The 19,014-nt window shown below is 35.3% G+C and carries 17 protein-coding genes and 1 other RNA gene; 3 read left to right on the plus strand and 15 right to left on the minus strand.

Annotation, left to right across the window (positions count from 1 at the left end; all coding sequences use genetic code 11):
* Positions 1-462: 462 nt before the first annotated feature.
* From coaBC to mtaB, 3 genes are read right to left on the minus strand one after another with little or no spacing between them, the layout of a single operon-like run.
* Complete coding sequence (gene coaBC, locus WMO42_RS11450) at positions 463-1,656, minus strand: bifunctional phosphopantothenoylcysteine decarboxylase/phosphopantothenate--cysteine ligase CoaBC (RefSeq protein ID WP_022502183.1); 1,194 nt, start codon at positions 1,654-1,656, stop codon at positions 463-465.
* Positions 1,657-2,448: a type III pantothenate kinase gene (locus WMO42_RS11455; RefSeq protein WP_055174344.1), complete on the minus strand. Its 792-nt coding sequence runs from the start codon at positions 2,446-2,448 to the stop codon at positions 1,657-1,659.
* A 28-nt stretch (positions 2,449-2,476) separates the two neighbouring features.
* Positions 2,477-3,841 (minus strand): tRNA (N(6)-L-threonylcarbamoyladenosine(37)-C(2))-methylthiotransferase MtaB, encoded by a 1,365-nt coding sequence (mtaB, locus tag WMO42_RS11460; protein WP_055174343.1) that lies wholly within the window; start codon positions 3,839-3,841, stop codon positions 2,477-2,479.
* An 86-nt stretch (positions 3,842-3,927) separates the two neighbouring features.
* Here mtaB and WMO42_RS11465 point away from each other — a divergent pair, with 86 nt between their 5' ends.
* Entirely contained in the window at positions 3,928-4,158 is a 231-nt protein-coding gene (locus tag WMO42_RS11465; protein ID WP_022204816.1) for an HPr family phosphocarrier protein, read from the plus strand.
* An 84-nt stretch (positions 4,159-4,242) separates the two neighbouring features.
* Here WMO42_RS11465 and thiI read toward each other — a convergent pair whose 3' ends face one another.
* The 7 genes from thiI to WMO42_RS11500 all read right to left on the minus strand — a co-directional run bounded on the left by thiI (position 4,243) and on the right by WMO42_RS11500 (position 11,380).
* Complete coding sequence (gene thiI / locus WMO42_RS11470) at positions 4,243-5,421, minus strand: tRNA uracil 4-sulfurtransferase ThiI (RefSeq protein ID WP_022502186.1); 1,179 nt, start codon at positions 5,419-5,421, stop codon at positions 4,243-4,245.
* A 31-nt stretch (positions 5,422-5,452) separates the two neighbouring features.
* Entirely contained in the window at positions 5,453-6,610 is a 1,158-nt protein-coding gene (locus WMO42_RS11475; protein WP_090139727.1) for a cysteine desulfurase family protein, read from the minus strand.
* A gap of 2 nt (positions 6,611-6,612) precedes the next feature.
* Positions 6,613-7,350: a 16S rRNA (uracil(1498)-N(3))-methyltransferase gene (locus WMO42_RS11480; RefSeq protein ID WP_055307135.1), complete on the minus strand. Its 738-nt coding sequence runs from the start codon at positions 7,348-7,350 to the stop codon at positions 6,613-6,615.
* A gap of 27 nt (positions 7,351-7,377) precedes the next feature.
* Positions 7,378-8,334: a 50S ribosomal protein L11 methyltransferase gene (gene prmA, locus WMO42_RS11485; protein WP_116443838.1), complete on the minus strand. Its 957-nt coding sequence runs from the start codon at positions 8,332-8,334 to the stop codon at positions 7,378-7,380.
* Between the two features lie 69 nt (positions 8,335-8,403).
* On the minus strand, positions 8,404-9,798 hold the full coding sequence (locus WMO42_RS11490) for an aminopeptidase (RefSeq protein WP_090139808.1): 1,395 nt from the start codon (positions 9,796-9,798) through the stop codon (positions 8,404-8,406).
* A gap of 93 nt (positions 9,799-9,891) precedes the next feature.
* Positions 9,892-10,497 carry an SMC-Scp complex subunit ScpB gene (gene scpB, locus WMO42_RS11495; protein WP_022502191.1) on the minus strand — a complete coding sequence of 202 codons (606 nt, stop codon included), beginning with the start codon at positions 10,495-10,497 and terminating at the stop codon, positions 9,892-9,894.
* Between the two features lie 106 nt (positions 10,498-10,603).
* Positions 10,604-11,380, minus strand: a complete 777-nt coding sequence (locus tag WMO42_RS11500) for a segregation/condensation protein A (RefSeq protein ID WP_055174287.1) — start codon at positions 11,378-11,380, stop codon at positions 10,604-10,606.
* Between the two features lie 474 nt (positions 11,381-11,854).
* On the opposite strand from WMO42_RS11500, the gene WMO42_RS11505 reads away from it, so the two are divergent.
* The gene (locus WMO42_RS11505) at positions 11,855-12,751 is read left to right on the plus strand and encodes a YihY/virulence factor BrkB family protein (protein WP_349192322.1); all 897 of its coding nucleotides are present in this window, start codon (positions 11,855-11,857) and stop codon (positions 12,749-12,751) included.
* A 184-nt stretch (positions 12,752-12,935) separates the two neighbouring features.
* Here WMO42_RS11505 and WMO42_RS11510 read toward each other — a convergent pair whose 3' ends face one another.
* The 3 genes from WMO42_RS11510 to WMO42_RS11520 all read right to left on the minus strand — a co-directional run bounded on the left by WMO42_RS11510 (position 12,936) and on the right by WMO42_RS11520 (position 16,894).
* Positions 12,936-15,236: a SpoIID/LytB domain-containing protein gene (locus WMO42_RS11510; protein WP_349192323.1), complete on the minus strand. Its 2,301-nt coding sequence runs from the start codon at positions 15,234-15,236 to the stop codon at positions 12,936-12,938.
* A 258-nt stretch (positions 15,237-15,494) separates the two neighbouring features.
* A non-coding RNA gene (gene ssrS, locus WMO42_RS11515) (6S RNA) lies at positions 15,495-15,672 on the minus strand.
* A gap of 196 nt (positions 15,673-15,868) precedes the next feature.
* Complete coding sequence (locus WMO42_RS11520) at positions 15,869-16,894, minus strand: sigma-70 domain-containing protein (protein ID WP_349192325.1); 1,026 nt, start codon at positions 16,892-16,894, stop codon at positions 15,869-15,871.
* Between the two features lie 137 nt (positions 16,895-17,031).
* Here WMO42_RS11520 and WMO42_RS11525 point away from each other — a divergent pair, with 137 nt between their 5' ends.
* Positions 17,032-17,673, plus strand: a complete 642-nt coding sequence (locus WMO42_RS11525) for an RpiB/LacA/LacB family sugar-phosphate isomerase (protein WP_022502196.1) — start codon at positions 17,032-17,034, stop codon at positions 17,671-17,673.
* Between the two features lie 151 nt (positions 17,674-17,824).
* Here the strand turns inward: WMO42_RS11525 and WMO42_RS11530 are convergent, their stop codons facing one another.
* A complete protein-coding gene (locus tag WMO42_RS11530) occupies positions 17,825-18,364 on the minus strand; it encodes a biotin transporter BioY (protein WP_055174341.1) in 540 nt (179 codons plus the stop codon).
* 129 nt (positions 18,365-18,493) lie between these two features.
* The gene (locus tag WMO42_RS11535) at positions 18,494-18,919 is read right to left on the minus strand and encodes a GNAT family N-acetyltransferase (protein WP_022502198.1); all 426 of its coding nucleotides are present in this window, start codon (positions 18,917-18,919) and stop codon (positions 18,494-18,496) included.
* Between the last annotated feature and the right edge of the window lie 95 nt (positions 18,920-19,014).

A 19,014-nucleotide genomic window follows, 5' to 3' on the forward strand; every position in this document is an offset into this window, starting at 1 on the left:
TATTGAATTCTGTACTCATCTCGAAATTCTAAAAAGAATTTTCAAGGTTGTCTTTCTGTTCAGTTATCAAAGTTCATCGCTCTCAAATCCAGTATTCATCTGTGCTTGAGAAGCTTTTGTGTCGCTCATCTCTCGCGGCGACTTGATTATAATATCACCACCTCTCACATATGTCAACATCTTTTTTCAACTTTTTTTGATTTTTTTCGCCAAATCTATTATAAACATTCGTAAAGTCTTATATTTACTGGATTTGTACCACCAAACTTTTTTATAAATTTGGGGCATATATCTGTATACAAACATAAATCCACACTATTTCCGCTATAAAATTCAGTGACTTCAAATTAACAAATTGCAATTTTAAGTCACTGAATTTCTGTCTTAAACTAAACCTTATATAAATCAATTATTATAATATGTACTTTTATTACATACATTATATATTAACGTGCCAATATCTTACCTACGCTTTGCCATTATAAAGTCAAGTATCTTTGAAGCAACATCTTCTTTAGACATCATAGGCAGTTCAATATTATCTTCCCCGGTAATTATAGTTACAACATTAGTGTCTGTTCCGAAGCCTGCCCCGGCTACCTTTACATTATTAGCAACTATCATATCCATATTCTTCTTAATAAGCTTATCCTTGGAATTGGCAATTACATTTTCTGTTTCCATAGAAAATCCACATATGAACTGTCCCTCTTTTTTATGTTCTCCAAGCGTTCCTATTATATCCTTTGTGCGTTTAAGGGCAATTGACATATCGCCGTCTTTTTTCTTTATCTTATTATCGCTTACATTTAAAGGTGTATAGTCCGCTACTGCGGCGGCTTTAATTATAATATCTGAATTCTTTGCTTCTTCGGTGACAGCATCATACATATCCTGTGCTGATATAACATTTATAATATTAACAAATGGAACTGGTGGAACATCAACCTTTCCTGATACAAGTGTAACATCTGCTCCACGAAGCATTGCCATTCTGGCTATTGCATAGCCCATTTTCCCTGTAGAATTATTAGAGATAAATCTTACAGGGTCTATTGCTTCTCTTGTAGGACCTGCTGTTACACAAAGCTTAATGCCCTTCATATCCTTTTCATATGCTGTTTCCTTTAAAATGTACCATAAAAGACTTTCTGGCGATGGCATTTTGCCCCTTCCAGTGTCACCACACGCAAGATAACCGCTATCTGGCTCAATAACTTCATATCCAAATCTTCTTAACCTGGCGATATTATCCTGCACAATAGGATTATCATACATATTAGTATTCATAGCAGGCGATATCATAACTTTGCATTTGCAAGCCATTACAGTTGTTGTAAGCATATCATCTGCTATCCCATTAGCTATCTTGCCTATTATATTAGCTGAGGCTGGTGCTATCATAACGCAGTCTGCTTTCTTAGCCAGCGAAACGTGTTCAACATTAAATTGAAAATTCCTGTCAAATGTATCTACTATGCACTTATTGCCTGTAAGTGTTTCAAATGTTATAGGATTGATAAAATTCGTAGCATTTTTAGTCATTATAACATCAACATTACAATGAAGCTTAACAAGTCTGCTTGCAAGCTCTGCAATTTTATAAGCCGCTATGCTTCCTGTAACACAAAGCAGTACATTTTTACCTTTAAGCATTTAATTACCCTCCACATTCTTATCATATATAATTCTAAGACCCTTAAGCAATAATTCCGCATCTATGTGTATATTATGCTTACAGTGAGGAACTATAACCTTTGCAAGTCCACCTGTAGCTATAACTTTCGCTTCTGGCTTTCCATTAACCCCAAAACCATTAGCTTCTATAATTCTGTCAAGCATACCATCTATGCACGAAGCATTGCCATATATAACTCCACTCTTCATACAATCAATAGTATTCTTACCCATAACACTCTTTGGTGTATCAAGGCTTATTCTTGGAAGCTGTGCTGTTCTTGATACTAACGAATCAACTGACACACGTATTCCCGGAAGTATAACTCCACCTATATAATTCTCTTTCTCATCTACAACACTTATAGTTGTCGCTGTTCCCATATCTATAATTATGGCTGGTGCACCGTAGCCATTAAGTGTAGCAACTGCATCAACTATCATATCTGTTCCAACCTGTCTTGGCTGATCCATAAGAATGTTAAGACCTGTCTTTATTCCAGGTCCGACCATAAGCGGTGTAATTCCAACTGTCTTTTCTACTGCCGCTTTTATTATATTAACAAGCTGCGGGACAACTGATGATATAATTGCTCCTTTTATGTCATCTGAGTTAATATTATATATTTCAAGCACCGTCTTAAAACCTATGGCGTATTCCAATTCTGTCTTTGAATAATCTGTTGATAATCTTTCCTCAAATAATACTTTCTTGTCATCAACACAGCCAATAACGATATTGGTATTTCCCATATCAATTGCAAGTATCATTCCTTTTTCATTCTTTCTTAACTTTAATTCAGCCATTATAATTCTCCATTCCGATTATATGCAGCTTTTCTTTATCAAGACCGCAGCCCTTCACTGTATATATATTATTAATTATATTACCATTGCCTGAATTACTGCAAACATTTTCTTTATCAAATTCTTCTGCCGAAATCATAACTCTTATATAATTAGGTGTATAGCCTGTATAATACTCTTTTCCAGCTATATTCTGCTTTTCTTCAATAAGCACGCTCAAATCACTATCTGCATATGTACTTCTGTACTGTGCTGACATTTCATTAGCAAGTTCAATAAGTTCATTACTTCTTGCTGTCTTAATCTTATCATCTACCTGATCAGGCATAGTATCTGCAACTGTGCCTTTTCTTCTTGAATACTTAAATATGTGCATTTCATAAAAATGCACCTTCTCAACAAATGCTTTCGTAATCTTGAAGTCTTCTTCTGTCTCACCAGGAAAGCCCACAATAACATCTGTCGTAATCGCTGGGTTATCATAATATTTTCTAAGAATTTCACAGCCCTTTAAGTATTCAGCAGTATCATACTTTCTGTTCATAGCCTTAAGTGTCTTATCACAGCCGCTCTGTAATGATAAGTGAAAATGTGGACAAAGCTTTTTCATACTGCTTATACGGCTGACAAATTCATCTGTCACAATTCTTGGTTCTAATGAACCAAGTCTGATTCTTTCAATTCCGTCAATTGAATTAACCGCCTCTATAACATCTAACAATGTCTCTTTACCTGTATCCCTGCCATAAGAAGAAAGATGTATTCCGGTAAGAACAACTTCCTTATAGCCATTGTCAGCTAATCTTCTAACTTCGTCTACAACATCTTCAATCGCCCTGCTTCTTATTCTTCCTCTTGTATAAGGAATAATGCAGTATGAACAGAACTGGTTACATCCGTCCTGTATTTTAATGTATGCCCTTGTATGCTCACTTACTTTATCTATCTTTAATTCTTCATATTCTGTATCGTGGCTTATATCAACCACATATTCGTCTGCTGTATTATCCTTAAAATACTGCTCAAGCACATCAACAATATTAATCTTCATATTGTTGCCAAGCACGATATCTACAGCTTCATCTTTCTTAACTCCTGCTTCATCTGCCTGTACATAACAGCCGGCAGCTATTACAACTGCTGATGGATTCATCTTTTTAGCCTTGTGTAACATCTGGCGGGACTTTCTGTCTGCTATATTAGTAACCGAACAGGTATTTATTATATATACATCTGCAATTATCGCTTCATCAAATGGAACTATTTCATAGCCTGCATTTTTAAGCATAAGCTCCATTGACTCTGCTTCGTATGAATTAACCTTGCAACCAAGGTTGTGTATCGCAACTTTTTTCAAATCGGCCTCCTTTGTTCTTGACATAAATCCCATAAATATTATAATTAACTCAGTAAGCAAATTATTATATTATGGGAGGTATTCCAATGAAAACTGTACAGATTTCATTAAACTCAATCGATAAAGTTAAATCCTTTGTAAATGATATTACAAAGTTTGATGTTGACTTTGACCTTGTATCTGGAAGATATGTAATTGATGCAAAGTCTATTATGGGTATTTTCAGCCTTGATTTATCAAAGCCTATCGACTTAAATATTCACGCTGAGAATGATATTGATACAATTCTTGCTGTATTAAAGCCATATATTGTATAATCAGCCAGATAATTTAATATGATTATTCTATAACAGGATGTCACACGTTAATTCGTATGGCACCCTGTTATTATTTACATCATTTTATTTAACAACTATCTTTTCTGTAGTTTCTATGGCTGTCTTCATAAGCTCATCAATAACATCATCAAGGTTATGCTCGTGCTGTTTGATTATATTAAGATTAGGCTTTGTAACTGGATGTTTAGCTACAAATATTGTACAGCAGTCCTCAAATGGCTGGATTGATGTCTCATATGTTCCTATCTTTTCTGATATATCAATAATCTCCTGCTTATCAAAACCAATAACCGGTCTGTATACTGGCATTGTACATACTTCATTAGTACAGTAAAGGCTCTGCATAGTCTGGCTTGCGACCTGTCCGATACTCTCACCTGTAACAAGTCCCATACATTTGCTTTCCTTGCCAAGTTCTTCTGCAATCTTCATCATATATCTTCTCATAATGATTGTAAGCTCATCGTGAGGACACTTCTCATATATAGCAAGCTGTATATCTGTAAAATTAACTACATTAAGAGTTATTGGACCTGCATATTTAGACACAAGTCTTGCAAGGTCTACTACCTTCTGCTTAGCTCTCTCACTTGTATATGGTGGTGCATGGAAATATGTAGCTTCTATCTGCACACCTCTCTTGGCAACCATATACCCAGCTACAGGGCTGTCAATTCCTCCTGATAATAAAAGCATTGCCTTACCAGCAGTTCCTATTGGCATTCCTCCTGGTCCAGGAATTTCTATTGAATATATATTAATATGCTTTCTAATCTCAATCTGTAAAAGCACCTGTGGCTTATGAACATCTACCTTCATCTCAGGGAATGCGTCTAATATTCTTCCACCCATCTCCATATTAATCTCCATAGAATTCATAGGGTAGTTCTTTCTTGCTCTTCTTGCATCTACCTTAAATGTAATATTCTTATCAGGATATGCCTCATCAATATACTTAATAACGTGTTCAGCAAGGTCATCAAATCCATTATCTTCTATCTGCACAACTGGACATATTCCAATTATTCCAAATACAGTCTTTAATGCTTCTACAGCCTCATCATAGTCAAATTCTGTCTGTGCTGTAGCATATATTCTTCCATTTTCCTTTGATACTACGAATTCCCCCTCAACCTTTTCAAGGGCAAATCTTATCTGTCTTACAAGTGCATCTTCAAAAAGGTATCTGTTCTTACCCTTTACACCTATCTCTCCATATTTAATCAAAAATGCTTTATACATCTTTTATCTCCATTCAATTTTAATTATATTATTAATGTCTTGTATACTTTCTTAACACAGGAAGAAGTTCTTTTAATGCACTGACTGCATAGTCAAGTTCTTCCTTAGTTGTATTATAACAGAAGCTGAATCTTAATGTGCTGTCAAGCAGGTCATTATCAAGACCTATCGCAACAAGCGTATTGCTTAAGCCCGGCTTGTTAGAAGAACAGGCTGAACCTGAGGATACATATATATTCTTATCCTCAAGTGCGTGAAGCAGCACCTCTGCCCTTACACCCCTGAAGCTTACGCTTACAATCTGTGGTGCTGACTTTGTGCCTTTATATGAATTAATAACAACATCAGCAAGCTTTTCAAGTTCATCTATAAAATAGTCTTTAAGCTCGTACAGATTATTAATCTTATCCTCAAACTGGTCATTATATATAAGCTTGACTGCTGCCGAAAGTCCTGCGATTGCTGGTACATTTTCTGTTCCAGAACGCATACCCTTCTGCTGTCCACCGCCATATATTATAGGTTTAATTCTTGTCTTATCCTTAATATATAAAAATCCGCTTCCCTTTGGACCGTGTATCTTATGTCCACTTACAGATAATAAATCTATGTTATACTTCTTAGGTACTATTTTGTATTTGCCATATGCCTGAATTGCATCTACATGAAACACTATATCAGGATTGTAGCTTTTTACAATATGTCCGATTTCTTCAATAGGTTCAACTGCACCAATCTCATTATTGACATACATTACTGATACAAGAATTGTTTCATCATCTAACGCTTCCTTAAGGTCATTAAGGTCCACAATTCCATTTCTGTCAACTTTAAGATATGTTACCCTGAAACCATTCTCACTAAGAAAGTTAAAAGGCTCTTTTACAGATGAATGTTCTACCGATGACACAATAACGTGATTGCCTTTTCTCTTATTAGCCATAGCAGTTCCTATTATTGCCATATTGTTAGACTCTGTTCCGCCTGATGTGAAAAGTATTTCCTTTTCCTGGCACTTTAAAGTCTTAGCTATTGTTTCTTTTGCTTCTTTTATATAATTTTCAGCTTCAACGCCCTTCATATGCTTTGATGATGGATTGCCATAATCTTCACTCATAACTTTTACGCACACATCTACAACCTCAGGTGCACACTTTGTCGTTGCTGAATTATCAAGATATGCCTGCATTATTATTCCTCCATATTGTACATAAGCACCGACATCAGCATAAGACCTGCTGTCTCGGTTCTTAATATACGTCTGCCAAGTGTTATTATATCAGCTCCTGCATTAGTTGCAAGCTCAAGTTCATCTTTATCAAAGCCACCCTCTGGTCCAATAAAGATACCTATGCTCTTTCCTTTCCCGATAGAAGCAATAACCTGTCTTGTATGTTCAATTCCTTCTGCACACTCATAAGGAAGTAATAATACATCTAATTCCGAAGCCATAGCAACTGCCTGCTTAAAACTTACAACATCACTAACCTTTGGCATAATACTTCTTTTACTCTGTTTGGCAGCACTTTCAGCTATTGTATTCCATCTTGCAACCTTGCTCTTTGCTTTCTTATCATCAAGCTTTACAACACTTCTTTTCATTGCTACAGGAACAATCTCATACACGCCAAGCTCAATCATCTTCTGTATAATAAGTTCCATTTTATCAGCTTTAGGAAGTCCCTGAAATAAATATACCTTTGATGAAAGTTCATTGCCTTTCTCATTAACTGATGTTATAAGGCTTCGTACATAATCATCGGTTATTGTATCAATAATACAATTATAATCATAATTATCACCACTGCTTATAAGTATCTCATCACCCTTTTTTAAACGCAGTACATTCTTAATATGATTAACGTCCCCGCCTTTAATATCAATGTAATCGTCAAATATATTCTCGTGCTCTGCAAAAAAATGATACATATGTAATCCTTTCGCGTTATCTATTTATTACTTTCTTCTGGCTGTTACATTAACCCATTCGCCATCGTGGTTAATCTCAACTATCTCAAGCTCTGAATTCTTCTTGAAAGCATTAACAACTTCATCTTCTTTAGTATTAATAATTCCAGAAGTTATAAAATATGCTCCATGCTTCATATGCTCGTGGATATTAACTGATAATGGCTCTAATACATCAGCAAGAATATTAGCACACACTATATCATAACATTCATATCCACATCTATCCTTAATATTCTTATCATCAATTATATTACCCTCAATAACCTCAAACTGCTCCTTAGTTATATTATTCTGAACTGAATTCTCTTCTGAGGCAATAATTGCATTAGGGTCAAGATCTGTACCAAGTGCATATTCCGCGCCATATTTAATGGCAACTACTGAAAGTATTCCGCTTCCACAGCCTACATCAAGTATTCTGTCACCTTTTTTAACATACTTTTCAAGCTGCTTAATAACCATTCTTGTTGTTTCGTGTGAACCTGTTCCAAATGCAGTTCCCGGATCAATGCTAAGGACAGGATGTCCTTTCATCTCCTCTGTAATCTCTTCCCAGGTTGGCTTAATATAAAGATTACCGATTGTAAATGTATGCCAGTACTGCTTCCAGTTATTAATCCAGTCTTTATCTTCTGTCTCAGACCTTGTTATTGTTCCTTCACCGATATCAACAAACATTCTTAAATCTTTAATTTCCTGCTCAGCCTTTTTAACTAATGTTCCATCGTCCTCATCTGAATCAATATAAAAATTAACAACTGCTGTTCCATCATCTGGTGGCAGCTCAGGAATAAAATCAACAAACATTGTCTTAGCTTCTTCTTGTGTAAGCTGTACATTGTCCTGTATCTCTATCCCCTCAATTCCTATATCATCAAGAGCACTGCTTATTAAATCAACAGCCTGTGTTGTTGTCTTAATTGAATATCTATTCCATTTCATATATATGTCATCCTTCCAAATATTAATATTTTGCAAATATTATATAATCACTTTTGCATTATTGTATTATTAAGCATTTTTTAAAAATGCCTCATAACCCTTTAATGTTTCATACAAATCTGCTTTGCTTATAACTTCATATGGCGCGTGCATATTCTGTACAGCAATGCCACTGTCAATTACATTCATATCAAGATTAGCTAATATATAAGCTATTGTTCCACCACCGCCGATGTCTACCTTGCCAAGTTCAGCTGTCTGGAATGATACATCTGCATCATCCATAACCTTTCTTAACTTTCCTACAAATTCTGCTGATGCATCATTAGAGCCGCTCTTGCCTCTTGCACCTGTGTATTTATTAAACACCATGCCTTTGCCAAAATAAGCTGCATTTTTCTTCTCAAATACACTCGCATAGTTAGGGTCATATGCCGCACTTACATCTGATGATAACATATAAGAATTAGCAAGTGCTCTTCTTAATCCAAGCTCAGAATAATTTCCACATCTGTCCATAACTTCTGCAACCATATTTTCAAAAAATCTTGACTGCATTCCTGTAGCACCAACGCTTCCAATTTCCTCTTTATCAACAAGAATACATACACCTGTTCTCTTAACTTCACTTGAATTAATAAGTGCTATAAGTGATGGATATGCACACACTCTGTCATCGTGTCCATAGCCCATTATCATACTTCTGTCTATTCCATAATCTCTTGCAGGACCTGCTGGAACAGCTTCTAATTCTGCTGATAAGAAATCTTCTTCCTCTATTCCATACTTATCCTTTAATATTGCAAGTATATTCTTCTTAACAGCATCTTTAGCTTCCTTATCGCATTCTTCCTTCTCCTGTGGCATACTTCCAACAAGAATATCAAGTGCTTCACCCTCAACAACCTTTGTGCCTTTCTTTTCCATCTGCTCCGAAGCAAGATGTATAAGAAGGTCAGATACACCAACTACTGTATCAGACATATCCTCACCAATTACAATCTCTACTGTTGTTCCATTCTTTAATGCAACAACTCCGTGAATGGCAAGTGGAATTGCGACCCACTGGTATTTCTTAATACCACCATAATAATGTGTATCAAGAAGAACAAGTCCTGTTTCTTCATAGAGAGGGTTCTGCTTTATATCAAGTCTTGGTGAGTCTATATGTGCTCCGAGTATGTTCATTCCTGCACTTATAGGTTCTTCACCTATATTAAACGCAACAAGTGCCTTATTCATATTGACAGCATACACTTTATCGCCAGCTTTTAATGTCCTGTTATCAGCAATAACGTCTTTTAAGTCCGCATAGCCAGCTTCCTTTAAAAGCCTAACGCCTTCCTTTACACATTCTCTTTCTGTCTTGCATTTTGAGATGAACTGTCTGTACTGTTCCGCAAAATCAAATACTTCTGCTTTCTTTTTAGAATCATACTTATTCCACGCATTTGCTCTTTCCATAATATACCTCATTTCTGCCCACTGTTTCAGATAACTACTTGTATCAGGTGAACTCATTATATTCTAACCATCTATACATAAATGTCCGGCTGATTATATGTCCAGTGTAAGCTGTTCCTCATTCATAGCTTCTTCTTTTAATTCGCTTGCTATTTCATATTCAGCCTCTTCCTTGTACTGTTCAACCATATCCTCGCTTATAACCGGCAGTTCGTCAATAGAACCTACACCAAATGTTCTAAGGAATTCTTCAGTTGTTCCAAAAAGCATCGGTCTTCCCGGTGCATCAAGTCTTCCAACTTCTTTAACAAGTTCTAATTCAACAAGCTTATTAACTGACCTGTCTGAATTAACACCTCTTATCTTTTCTATCTCTATCTTGGTAACCGGCTGCTTGTACGCTATTATTGAGAGCGTTTCAAGTGCTGCATCTGTCAATGTATATCGTCTTGGCTGACTGCATATTCTAATAAGATTGTCGTAATATTCTTCTTTGGTACATAATTGGAAGCTTCCCTCTAATTCAATTATCTTGATACCTCTGTCTTCATTTTCATATTTATCCATCATATTATGGATAATCTTGACTGTTGTATCGACATCGTGTTCTATAGCCACTGCAATCTTTTCTGCTTCTACTGATTCACCCATAGTAAATAGTATAGCTTCTATTGCCGCTTCTGTCTTTTCTATACTCATTCTGCACTCCATTCTTATCCTGCTTTAATTAACAGAATTAATACACACTTACTGTGTCATATACATATATGCTTTTAAAACTTATAAAGCATTGCTGTATTATTAATTATTCTTCGGTAATTCCTTCTATAAGTTCCGGATCCTTCGTCACTGTTATATATATTTCCTCGCAAGTCCCCTCTTGCTCTACAATAACAAATCCTGTCTTAATAAGCTCTAATACAACAAGAAATGTAACAATAACCGCAACCTTTGAAGCCCCCTTCATAAGAAGTTCCCTGAAACTGAATGTCCTATGTTCCATCATAAACGCCTTAATATCAACAAGCTTTTCTGACATAGTAACTTCTTCTTTCTCTATCTTACCGAACTTGCTTCTTATTGGGTCAACCTTTTCATCTTTTCTTCTCATTACGTCTGAAAATATTGCATTAAGCTTTAAAAGATCGGTATCTCCTATGACATCTTTTATATCAACCTCTGGCACATATTCACTGATCTCTTTAGGAATATCAGGCTTTCTATAATAAAGCTTTGTGGCATCCATCTGCTTATCTTTAAGCTCTTCTGCCATTGCCTTATAAAGCTTGTATTCTAACAGCTTTTCGACAAGCTCTGCTCTTGGATCCTGCTCATTACCTTCCTCATCAACTTCCTTTGGAAGAAGCATACGGCATTTTATATCAAGCAGTGTAGCCGCCATAACAAGGAATTCGCTTACTACATTTAAGTCTTCCTCCTGCATTTTATTGACATATTCCATATACTGCTCTGTTATATCAGCTATTGGAATATCATATATATTAACTTTATTCTTATCTATAAGATGCAGTAAAAGATCTAACGGACCTTCAAAAGCCTGAAGCTTTACACTAATCCCCATTATAAGCAAGCCTACCTTTCATTAACAGGTTACACTTAACCTGATTTTATTCATTAACTTATATATTGTACATAAAATATAATAGTAATGCAAGTTATTAACTTATTGATAATTGTGGGAAAATAACATATAATAATTTGAAAAAACCTTACATCTAAGTTTTTTCAAATATCAAGTTTGTGACAAGCACAAACTTGTGACTTTCAAAAGCACTGTGTATACCTAAGTTTTTCAAATATCAAGTTTGTGGCAAGCACAAACTTGTGACTTTCAAAAGCACTGTGTATACCGAGGTTTTTTCAAATATCAAGTTTGTGGCAAGCACAAACTTGTGACTTTCAAAAGCACTGTGTATACCGAGGTTTTTTCAAATATCAAGTTTGTGGCAAGCACAAACTTGTAACTTACAAAAGCACTGTATATACCGAGGTTTTTTCAAATATTTTATTAAAATTTTTAGAGAGGAGAAACAGCATGAAAATTGCCCGTGTGATTTTCACCTGTCAGGAAGCTTACAACAAAATCACCAAAGACCGGCTTACTGAATATGCAGCACAGACCTGCTACTATCTGCTTTTAAGCTTTATGCCATTCGTACTTGCACTAATAAGCATAATACATTATTTCCCAGTAACTTCAACCGACCTTATGAATCTTTTTGAGAATATAATTCCTACAGAATTCCACGGTCTGTTACTAAACATAATAGTTGATATTGAGAATTCTTCATCAATAACAATTCTGTCGGTAACTGCTATCGGCTTAATATGGTCAGCTGGCAAAGGCTTTATGACAATAAAGACCTGCCTTAACCGTATTAACAATTACGAGCTTAAAAGAAGCTGGCTAATACAGAGATTATTTTCAAGCATATATGCTTTAATACTGCTATTATCAATTGCAACAAGCCTTGTCATAATCGTATTTGGCGAACACCTTTCAGCATTTATTGAACGACATCTTAGTGCATTTTCAATTGATATTACAATTATTAACGCAATATTCAGCAACAGGTTATTTCTTGTTCCTACTCTGCTTACAATATTCTTCACTGTAATGTATTCGTTCATACCTACAATTAAAAAACGTCCTTTAGAAGAAATTCCAGGTGCTTTTCTTGCAAGTATTGGATGGTATCTGTTCTCTGAACTTTACTCATTATACATTACATATATGACACACTACTCATATACTTATGGAAGTCTTACAACTTTTATGCTTCTTCTTATATGGATGTATATATGTATTCTTATATTATTTCTCGGTGCTGAGTTCAATTCCCTTATCGAGAAGAATATACTAAGACCTTGGCGTATTTCAAAGCATTCAAAAAAAGCTAAGAAAGCAGTCGTCAATGCTGCTAAACAATAAAGCTATATTTATTATTGAAATAAATGGATATACAGACACCAGCAATATCGACATACTTATAAGTACAAATAGTAAGCAAACGGGACTGTCACATTGAATGCCCTTCCGTTATACAACGGGAGCATCACTGCAACAGTCCTATTTTTATATCTCTATCAGATTATTTTAATCCATTTTACAAGCACTAATCATTTATATTCTTAATCTCTATATTGTTATAGAAGAATTTTAAAATATCTGTATAATCCATAGTTTCTGACATTTTCTTAACCGCATTCTGGCTCATTCCAATTCCGTGTCCGTAGCCGCCGCCTGTTATTTCGTATGATACAAGCGTGCCATTATCATATACTGGTTTGAATATACAGAAAGCACTCGGAAGAATATCATTATATATCTCCCTGCTCTGAGTTATTATTGCACATTTATTATTACCCATAAGGCTTCTTACTGCATTTTCTCCTTTGACAATACAGGTTTCCTTACTGCCTTCTACCATAAGTGCAGCTACAACTCCGCCACAGCCACGTTCTATCACTTTAATGCCTGCAATATTTCCTATATCATTAACCACTTTATCGGACGGCTCTCCATTTTCTAATATATATACCGAGCCGTTCTTTCTTAAATAACTTCCTATAAGTGAATTAAAATGTGCCGTAAGCTCACTTATACCTATGACGGTCTTCCAACGGTACATATCTGCTTCACTGTCATAATCACTGCTATCTTTGGCCGTTATAAACTGCTCAAATGTCTTTTCCGACTTAATATCAGCATTATAATCAGATGTTCCTGCCCTTACAGAAGCATATTGCGGATAATTATCCTCATCACTCCCCCACGCACACACATCAGCTGTATAACCGCAGGAAGTCGAATAATAATAAGTCTTTACAAGTTCACCATTGTATACAGCGACCATTCCAGCCGTAGCAATAACCGCCTCATCAGCCTCTGCACTGTCATATGTATTATTGTATACCTGAAACGACACACTATCATCTATGTGTGCACCATACTCACTGTAATAATTATTCGTAAGCTGTGTATATGCATAGCTTCTTGCACATACAGCCTGACATTTTAAGGCATTAACGCCAAATGACACAGGCATTTCGCTAGGCACAACTTTTTTTAAATAATCTTCGATATCAATTTCATTAATCACCGCAATACCCTCATCATATAAGGCAAGCTCTATATTACCCTTATAGGACGGATTTCCCTGACTTCTCTTAATAGAATTAATCGTTATGCTTCCATCATCAGTACTAAGCACAATACGCCCCGTGGCTAATCTTTCATCATTGCTGTCTATATCAAAGCTTTCACCTGCCGCAATATCCCATTGTACATCTGCACAGGTTATATGTATTATACTATCTGATGACAGCGACACACTGTTATGAAATAAATCCTTGTAACCTGTTGTCTTTAACATAACCCTTATATTATCATGCTTTAATTCTTCCCCAATAATTGCCCCACATACCTTTCCATTAGCAACTATAAAACGCTGGAGTGAATAACCGACTATAATCTCATCATAATTATGCGTTTTCACATCTGATACATTATCATATATTATAAATTGTTCATCTAACGGAACTTTTCCATACCCATCTATCTCTACATATTCATTAGTTACAGAGAGGACTTTTCCTTTGATAATATCCTTTTTGACAGATATATTCTTCACCTTTCCCTTACTCAGATGAATGTCAGCAAGCGTATTATCTATGTCATCATTAACCCTGCCTATCTTAAGCTTTTTCTCAACTCCATAGAAATTCACATATAACATTCCGTTATTGTCATATTTAAGCCACACATTACTGTAATCAACCTCGTCAGATATTTTTCTTTCAATACACAATAAACGGTTATCCCTTACTATTGCCAATACCTGCCTGTCTATATAAGGTGTTGCAATTATTCCGTCAAATATATACTTTCCCTTAGTTGTATACATTTCCCACTCACTAACATTAAGCTCCGCAGGTGTTCCAGCAATTCCAAGTTCAACTCTCTCAACCTCCTGCCCGCTACTGCAATACGGCAGAAGCAATATGTAATAATCTATAAATTCCTGCTTAGTCACAACTCTGTTATTATTGTTTAACTGGCTAAGTGATTGTATTCCAATGCTCTCAAATGTTGTATCACCTGCATTAAGTTTCTTTGAAAGTATGTATACATCTTTCATCATAATATAATCGTCAGCCTCTTCACACTGCATATATCCATTAATATTGACATATTCAATATATGGCTTGTACCACACTTCTCCTGTTTCAAATGCCTGCGTATCATCTACATTGGCATAAGCAATCATCTTTGCCGCCTGTGCATAAGTTATGTATTCGTCATTATTGGATTTATTAATAAATGTTTCCAGCACAACAACACCTATTGCCAGTACCAGCACTAATAATCCATATATAAATATTGTCCGTTTTCTGATTATTACGGTCTTTACCATATCAACCTAACCTCTCAAATATATTATGCCTGTACAGCATCAATTATATATATTCTTGAAAGTCACTGATTATTACTACATAAAGAAGAATGTGCAAAGCACATTCCTGTACTGAATGCGGTCATCTGCGGCAGACTACATCTTCGTGTAAGTGTGAATCTTCGCTAAGGGCTTTTTATTTAACAGGAAATTCTGATGGAATTTCCTGTTAAATAAAAAAACTATGAAAACAAGATTGTCTTCATAGTAACTTAACACAATTATCCCAAAGCGCCGTTCCCCACGTTTTCGACTCCTAGCAATGCTAGGTGGGTTACCGCATCCATACCGCTGCCATCCACTCAGAGGAGGCCCGACATTAGAATGGAGATATAGGAATCCCGTCGATGAAATGTAGGATCAAAATAAGTGAGGTTCTCGCACGCCCCAGGAATTATTAAATTGTTCTTCTTATCAACTATAATTATTCTACTACATAAATCTCTTAGATACAATATAATATATGTAATTTTAATTAAAAAATTCTAATATTTATTACCTATCTTAATTAATTACTTTTATAATATACTGCTTATCATAATTAATTATTTACCATTTTATCATATGTATAATTACATTACTTAATTACCATTTTACTTATCATTATCTTTATTAGTCTTGGCATCGCTTATGTCTTCAATTGCCTCTGCAGATAATGATACAGCTTCCCTTACAATATCCTCAGATACACCCATACGCTCTGCGACTTCCTTAACTGACGGCTTTCTTCCAAGTTCTTCTTTTAATCTTACTGCCCAGTCATTGACATAATTAACTTTATTAAGAACCTTTCCAGATATCTTATTGCTGTCCATTTGTTCATCAATCAGCATACGCATACTTTCTTCTGCCTGATACTTAACTTCATTGTCAATCTCATTAAGCACCTGAATTAAATCTTCTGTAGTTCCCTCTTTTATCTTATCTTTCCATTCGTAATTATTAAGCCACTGCCTCTGTCCTATATAAGCCATCATTGAAAGATTACTCTCCTGAACAAGGTCTGCCGCAAGCACTCCCCTGCACCTGAAAGGTTCAACCCAGCCTACAATTTTTCCAAGATATGACTCAGACAAAAGCTTTAAAGACTCTTTATCATTATCTTCAACGATATTAATTAAAAGGTAAGCTCTTGTAGTATCTGATACTGGCTGTATCTGTTCAAGCTCCTTCTGGTATCTTTCAAGATATATATCATCTTCGGAATAGTCCATATTATCTGCTATCATCTGAGCCGCCATAACAACTTCTTTTTCTGGCAGATTATTAACCTCTTCCTCTGTAACATTTATCTTTTTAATAATTCCGTCGTCTGTTTCAGTATATGAAGTATCTTCCTGTGCTATTCCATTATCATCATTATTTACAGCATCATTTTTAGTACTTTCAAGCATATGTAGGAATTCATTGTCTGCTCCATCTACTCCATTTATTGTAATATTATTAGCCATAAGATAACCCATTATCATTGAGTATCTGTTATCATCTAATTCAAGTCCGTTAAAATAACTCTTAACATCGTCCTTGGTAACTATATTTCCATTAACCTTTGCGTATTCTTTAAGTCCGTCTAAAGCTTCCATAAATGTTGCTTTAGCATCTTTATTATTAACTGCCATAACACATTCTCCTTTTCCACTAAGGGATTTTAACATATATCTGCTATTTTATCAATTTGACAAATATTATATATTTCAGTATATTTAATATATCCGTAATAATCGGAATAATATCAGGAAAGATGAGGTTTTTAATAATGAGAATCGCTTTAATTAACGAAAACAGTCAGGCTGCAAAGAATGATTTAATTTACTCTAATCTTAAGAAAGTAGCTGAAAGCAAGGGACATACAGTAGACAACTATGGTATGTATTCTGCTGATGACAAAGCTCAGCTTACATATGTACAGAATGGTATATTAGCTGCTATCCTTCTTAACTCAGGTGCTTGTGATTTTGTAGTAACAGGCTGTGGTACTGGTGAAGGTGCTATGCTTGCACTTAACTCATTCCCTAATGTTCTTTGTGGACACGTTGTTGACCCTTCAGATGCATATATGTTTATGCAGATTAACGATGGTAATGCAATCGCTCTTCCATTCGCTAAGGGATTTGGCTGGGGTGCTGAATTAAACCTTACATACATTTTTGAAAAGTTATTTGAAGGCGAACCAGGTGGTGGTTATCCTAAGGAAAGAGTTGTTCCAGAACAGAGAAATAAGAAGATTCTTGATGAAGTAAGAAAGGTTACTCTTAATCAGGATTTAATCAGTGTTCTTAAGAACCTTGACCAGGATCTTGTTAAGGGTGCTGTAGCTGGAGAAAAGTTCCAGGAACTCTTCTTTGCTAACTGCAAGGACGAAAAGATTGCTGAATACGTTAAGACTTTACTTGCTTAATTTAATAAGCTCTACAGGATTATTATCAATCAATTTAATTTATTAATACGGATATTGATGTGTACATCAGCACATCTTTATCGCTAATAAAAAGCAGCTTTCCTATCTGTAGAAAAGCTGCTTTTTATTAGTTGTCTGTATATATAACAAATTATGCTGTTACCCCGCTTACTACCTTATCATTAGATAATAACCCTGCTTTAACAAGTGCATATCGCACCGCCTTTCCGAGAAATGTAGCTGCTACTATCTTAATAAGATCAAATACAATAAATGGATACACACATACCTTAAGTGCGTAACCCACTGTACAATGCTGTACATAGGCAAACCATGCTGTTCCTAATGCGTAATCAACCATTGTTCCAACTATCCACGCAATTATAACAAGAACCATATTACGATTAGTCTTCTCAATTACATATCCACCTATAAGTGCCATCAACACAAATCCAACAATATATCCACCTGTTGGTCCTGCAATCTTAGCTGGACCTCCTACATATCCTGAAAATACAGGAAGACCAACAACTCCTAATAACACATATAAACAATAACTGCATGTTCCTGCTTTAAGGCCAATCACATATACTGTAAAATATACCACAAGATTAGTAAGTGATATTGGAATAGGCCCTATAGGTATTGATAATGGTGCTAATATGCATGTAACTGCCGCCATAAGTGCCATAAAACATAACTGATAAACTGTAAACTTCTTCTCTTTCACTTGTCTTTACCTTCCTCATAAAAGATTTAAGGTTGATTGTTAACCTCAATTCCAGTTTAGTTTACAATTGTTTTTATGTATTGTCAAGCTTTATTGTTCTGAATATATATACTGAATCATTCCCGGTCCTAACGCCTCTGTCGGTCTTGCAATAAAATTATGCTTTTCATAGAATATCTCACGTCCCTTGGCACACATAAGACATAACATCATTCTTGAGTCCTCCATTGTTATAGACTTAACATACGCTATAATATGTTCTATAAGTTCACTTCCGATATGCTTCCCCTGATATTCCGGTATCACTATCAAATCCTGAATATAGCTTATAACTGCCTTATCTCCAACAACCCTTCCCATTCCTATAGGCTTGTCATCATCAAATACAGTAAACACTTTCACGCTGTTATTAAGTGCTTCCTGTGCCTGAGCTTTTGTAAGTTTTATCCAGCCCACTTTATCACGCAGTCCCAAATATATATTTACATCTTTTACATCTTCAACTATTCTAATCATTTTACACTTATCCTTTAATACACCTTTTTATTTTATCAATCAGTATACAATTTTTTTATATTTATGTCTATAAAAGCATTTTAACTTAAGAAAAA

Origin of the sequence: Lachnospira sp. CLA-JM-H23 (assembly GCF_040096425.1) — a bacterium.
In the GTDB taxonomy this organism is placed as follows: domain Bacteria; phylum Bacillota; class Clostridia; order Lachnospirales; family Lachnospiraceae; genus Lachnospira; species Lachnospira rogosae.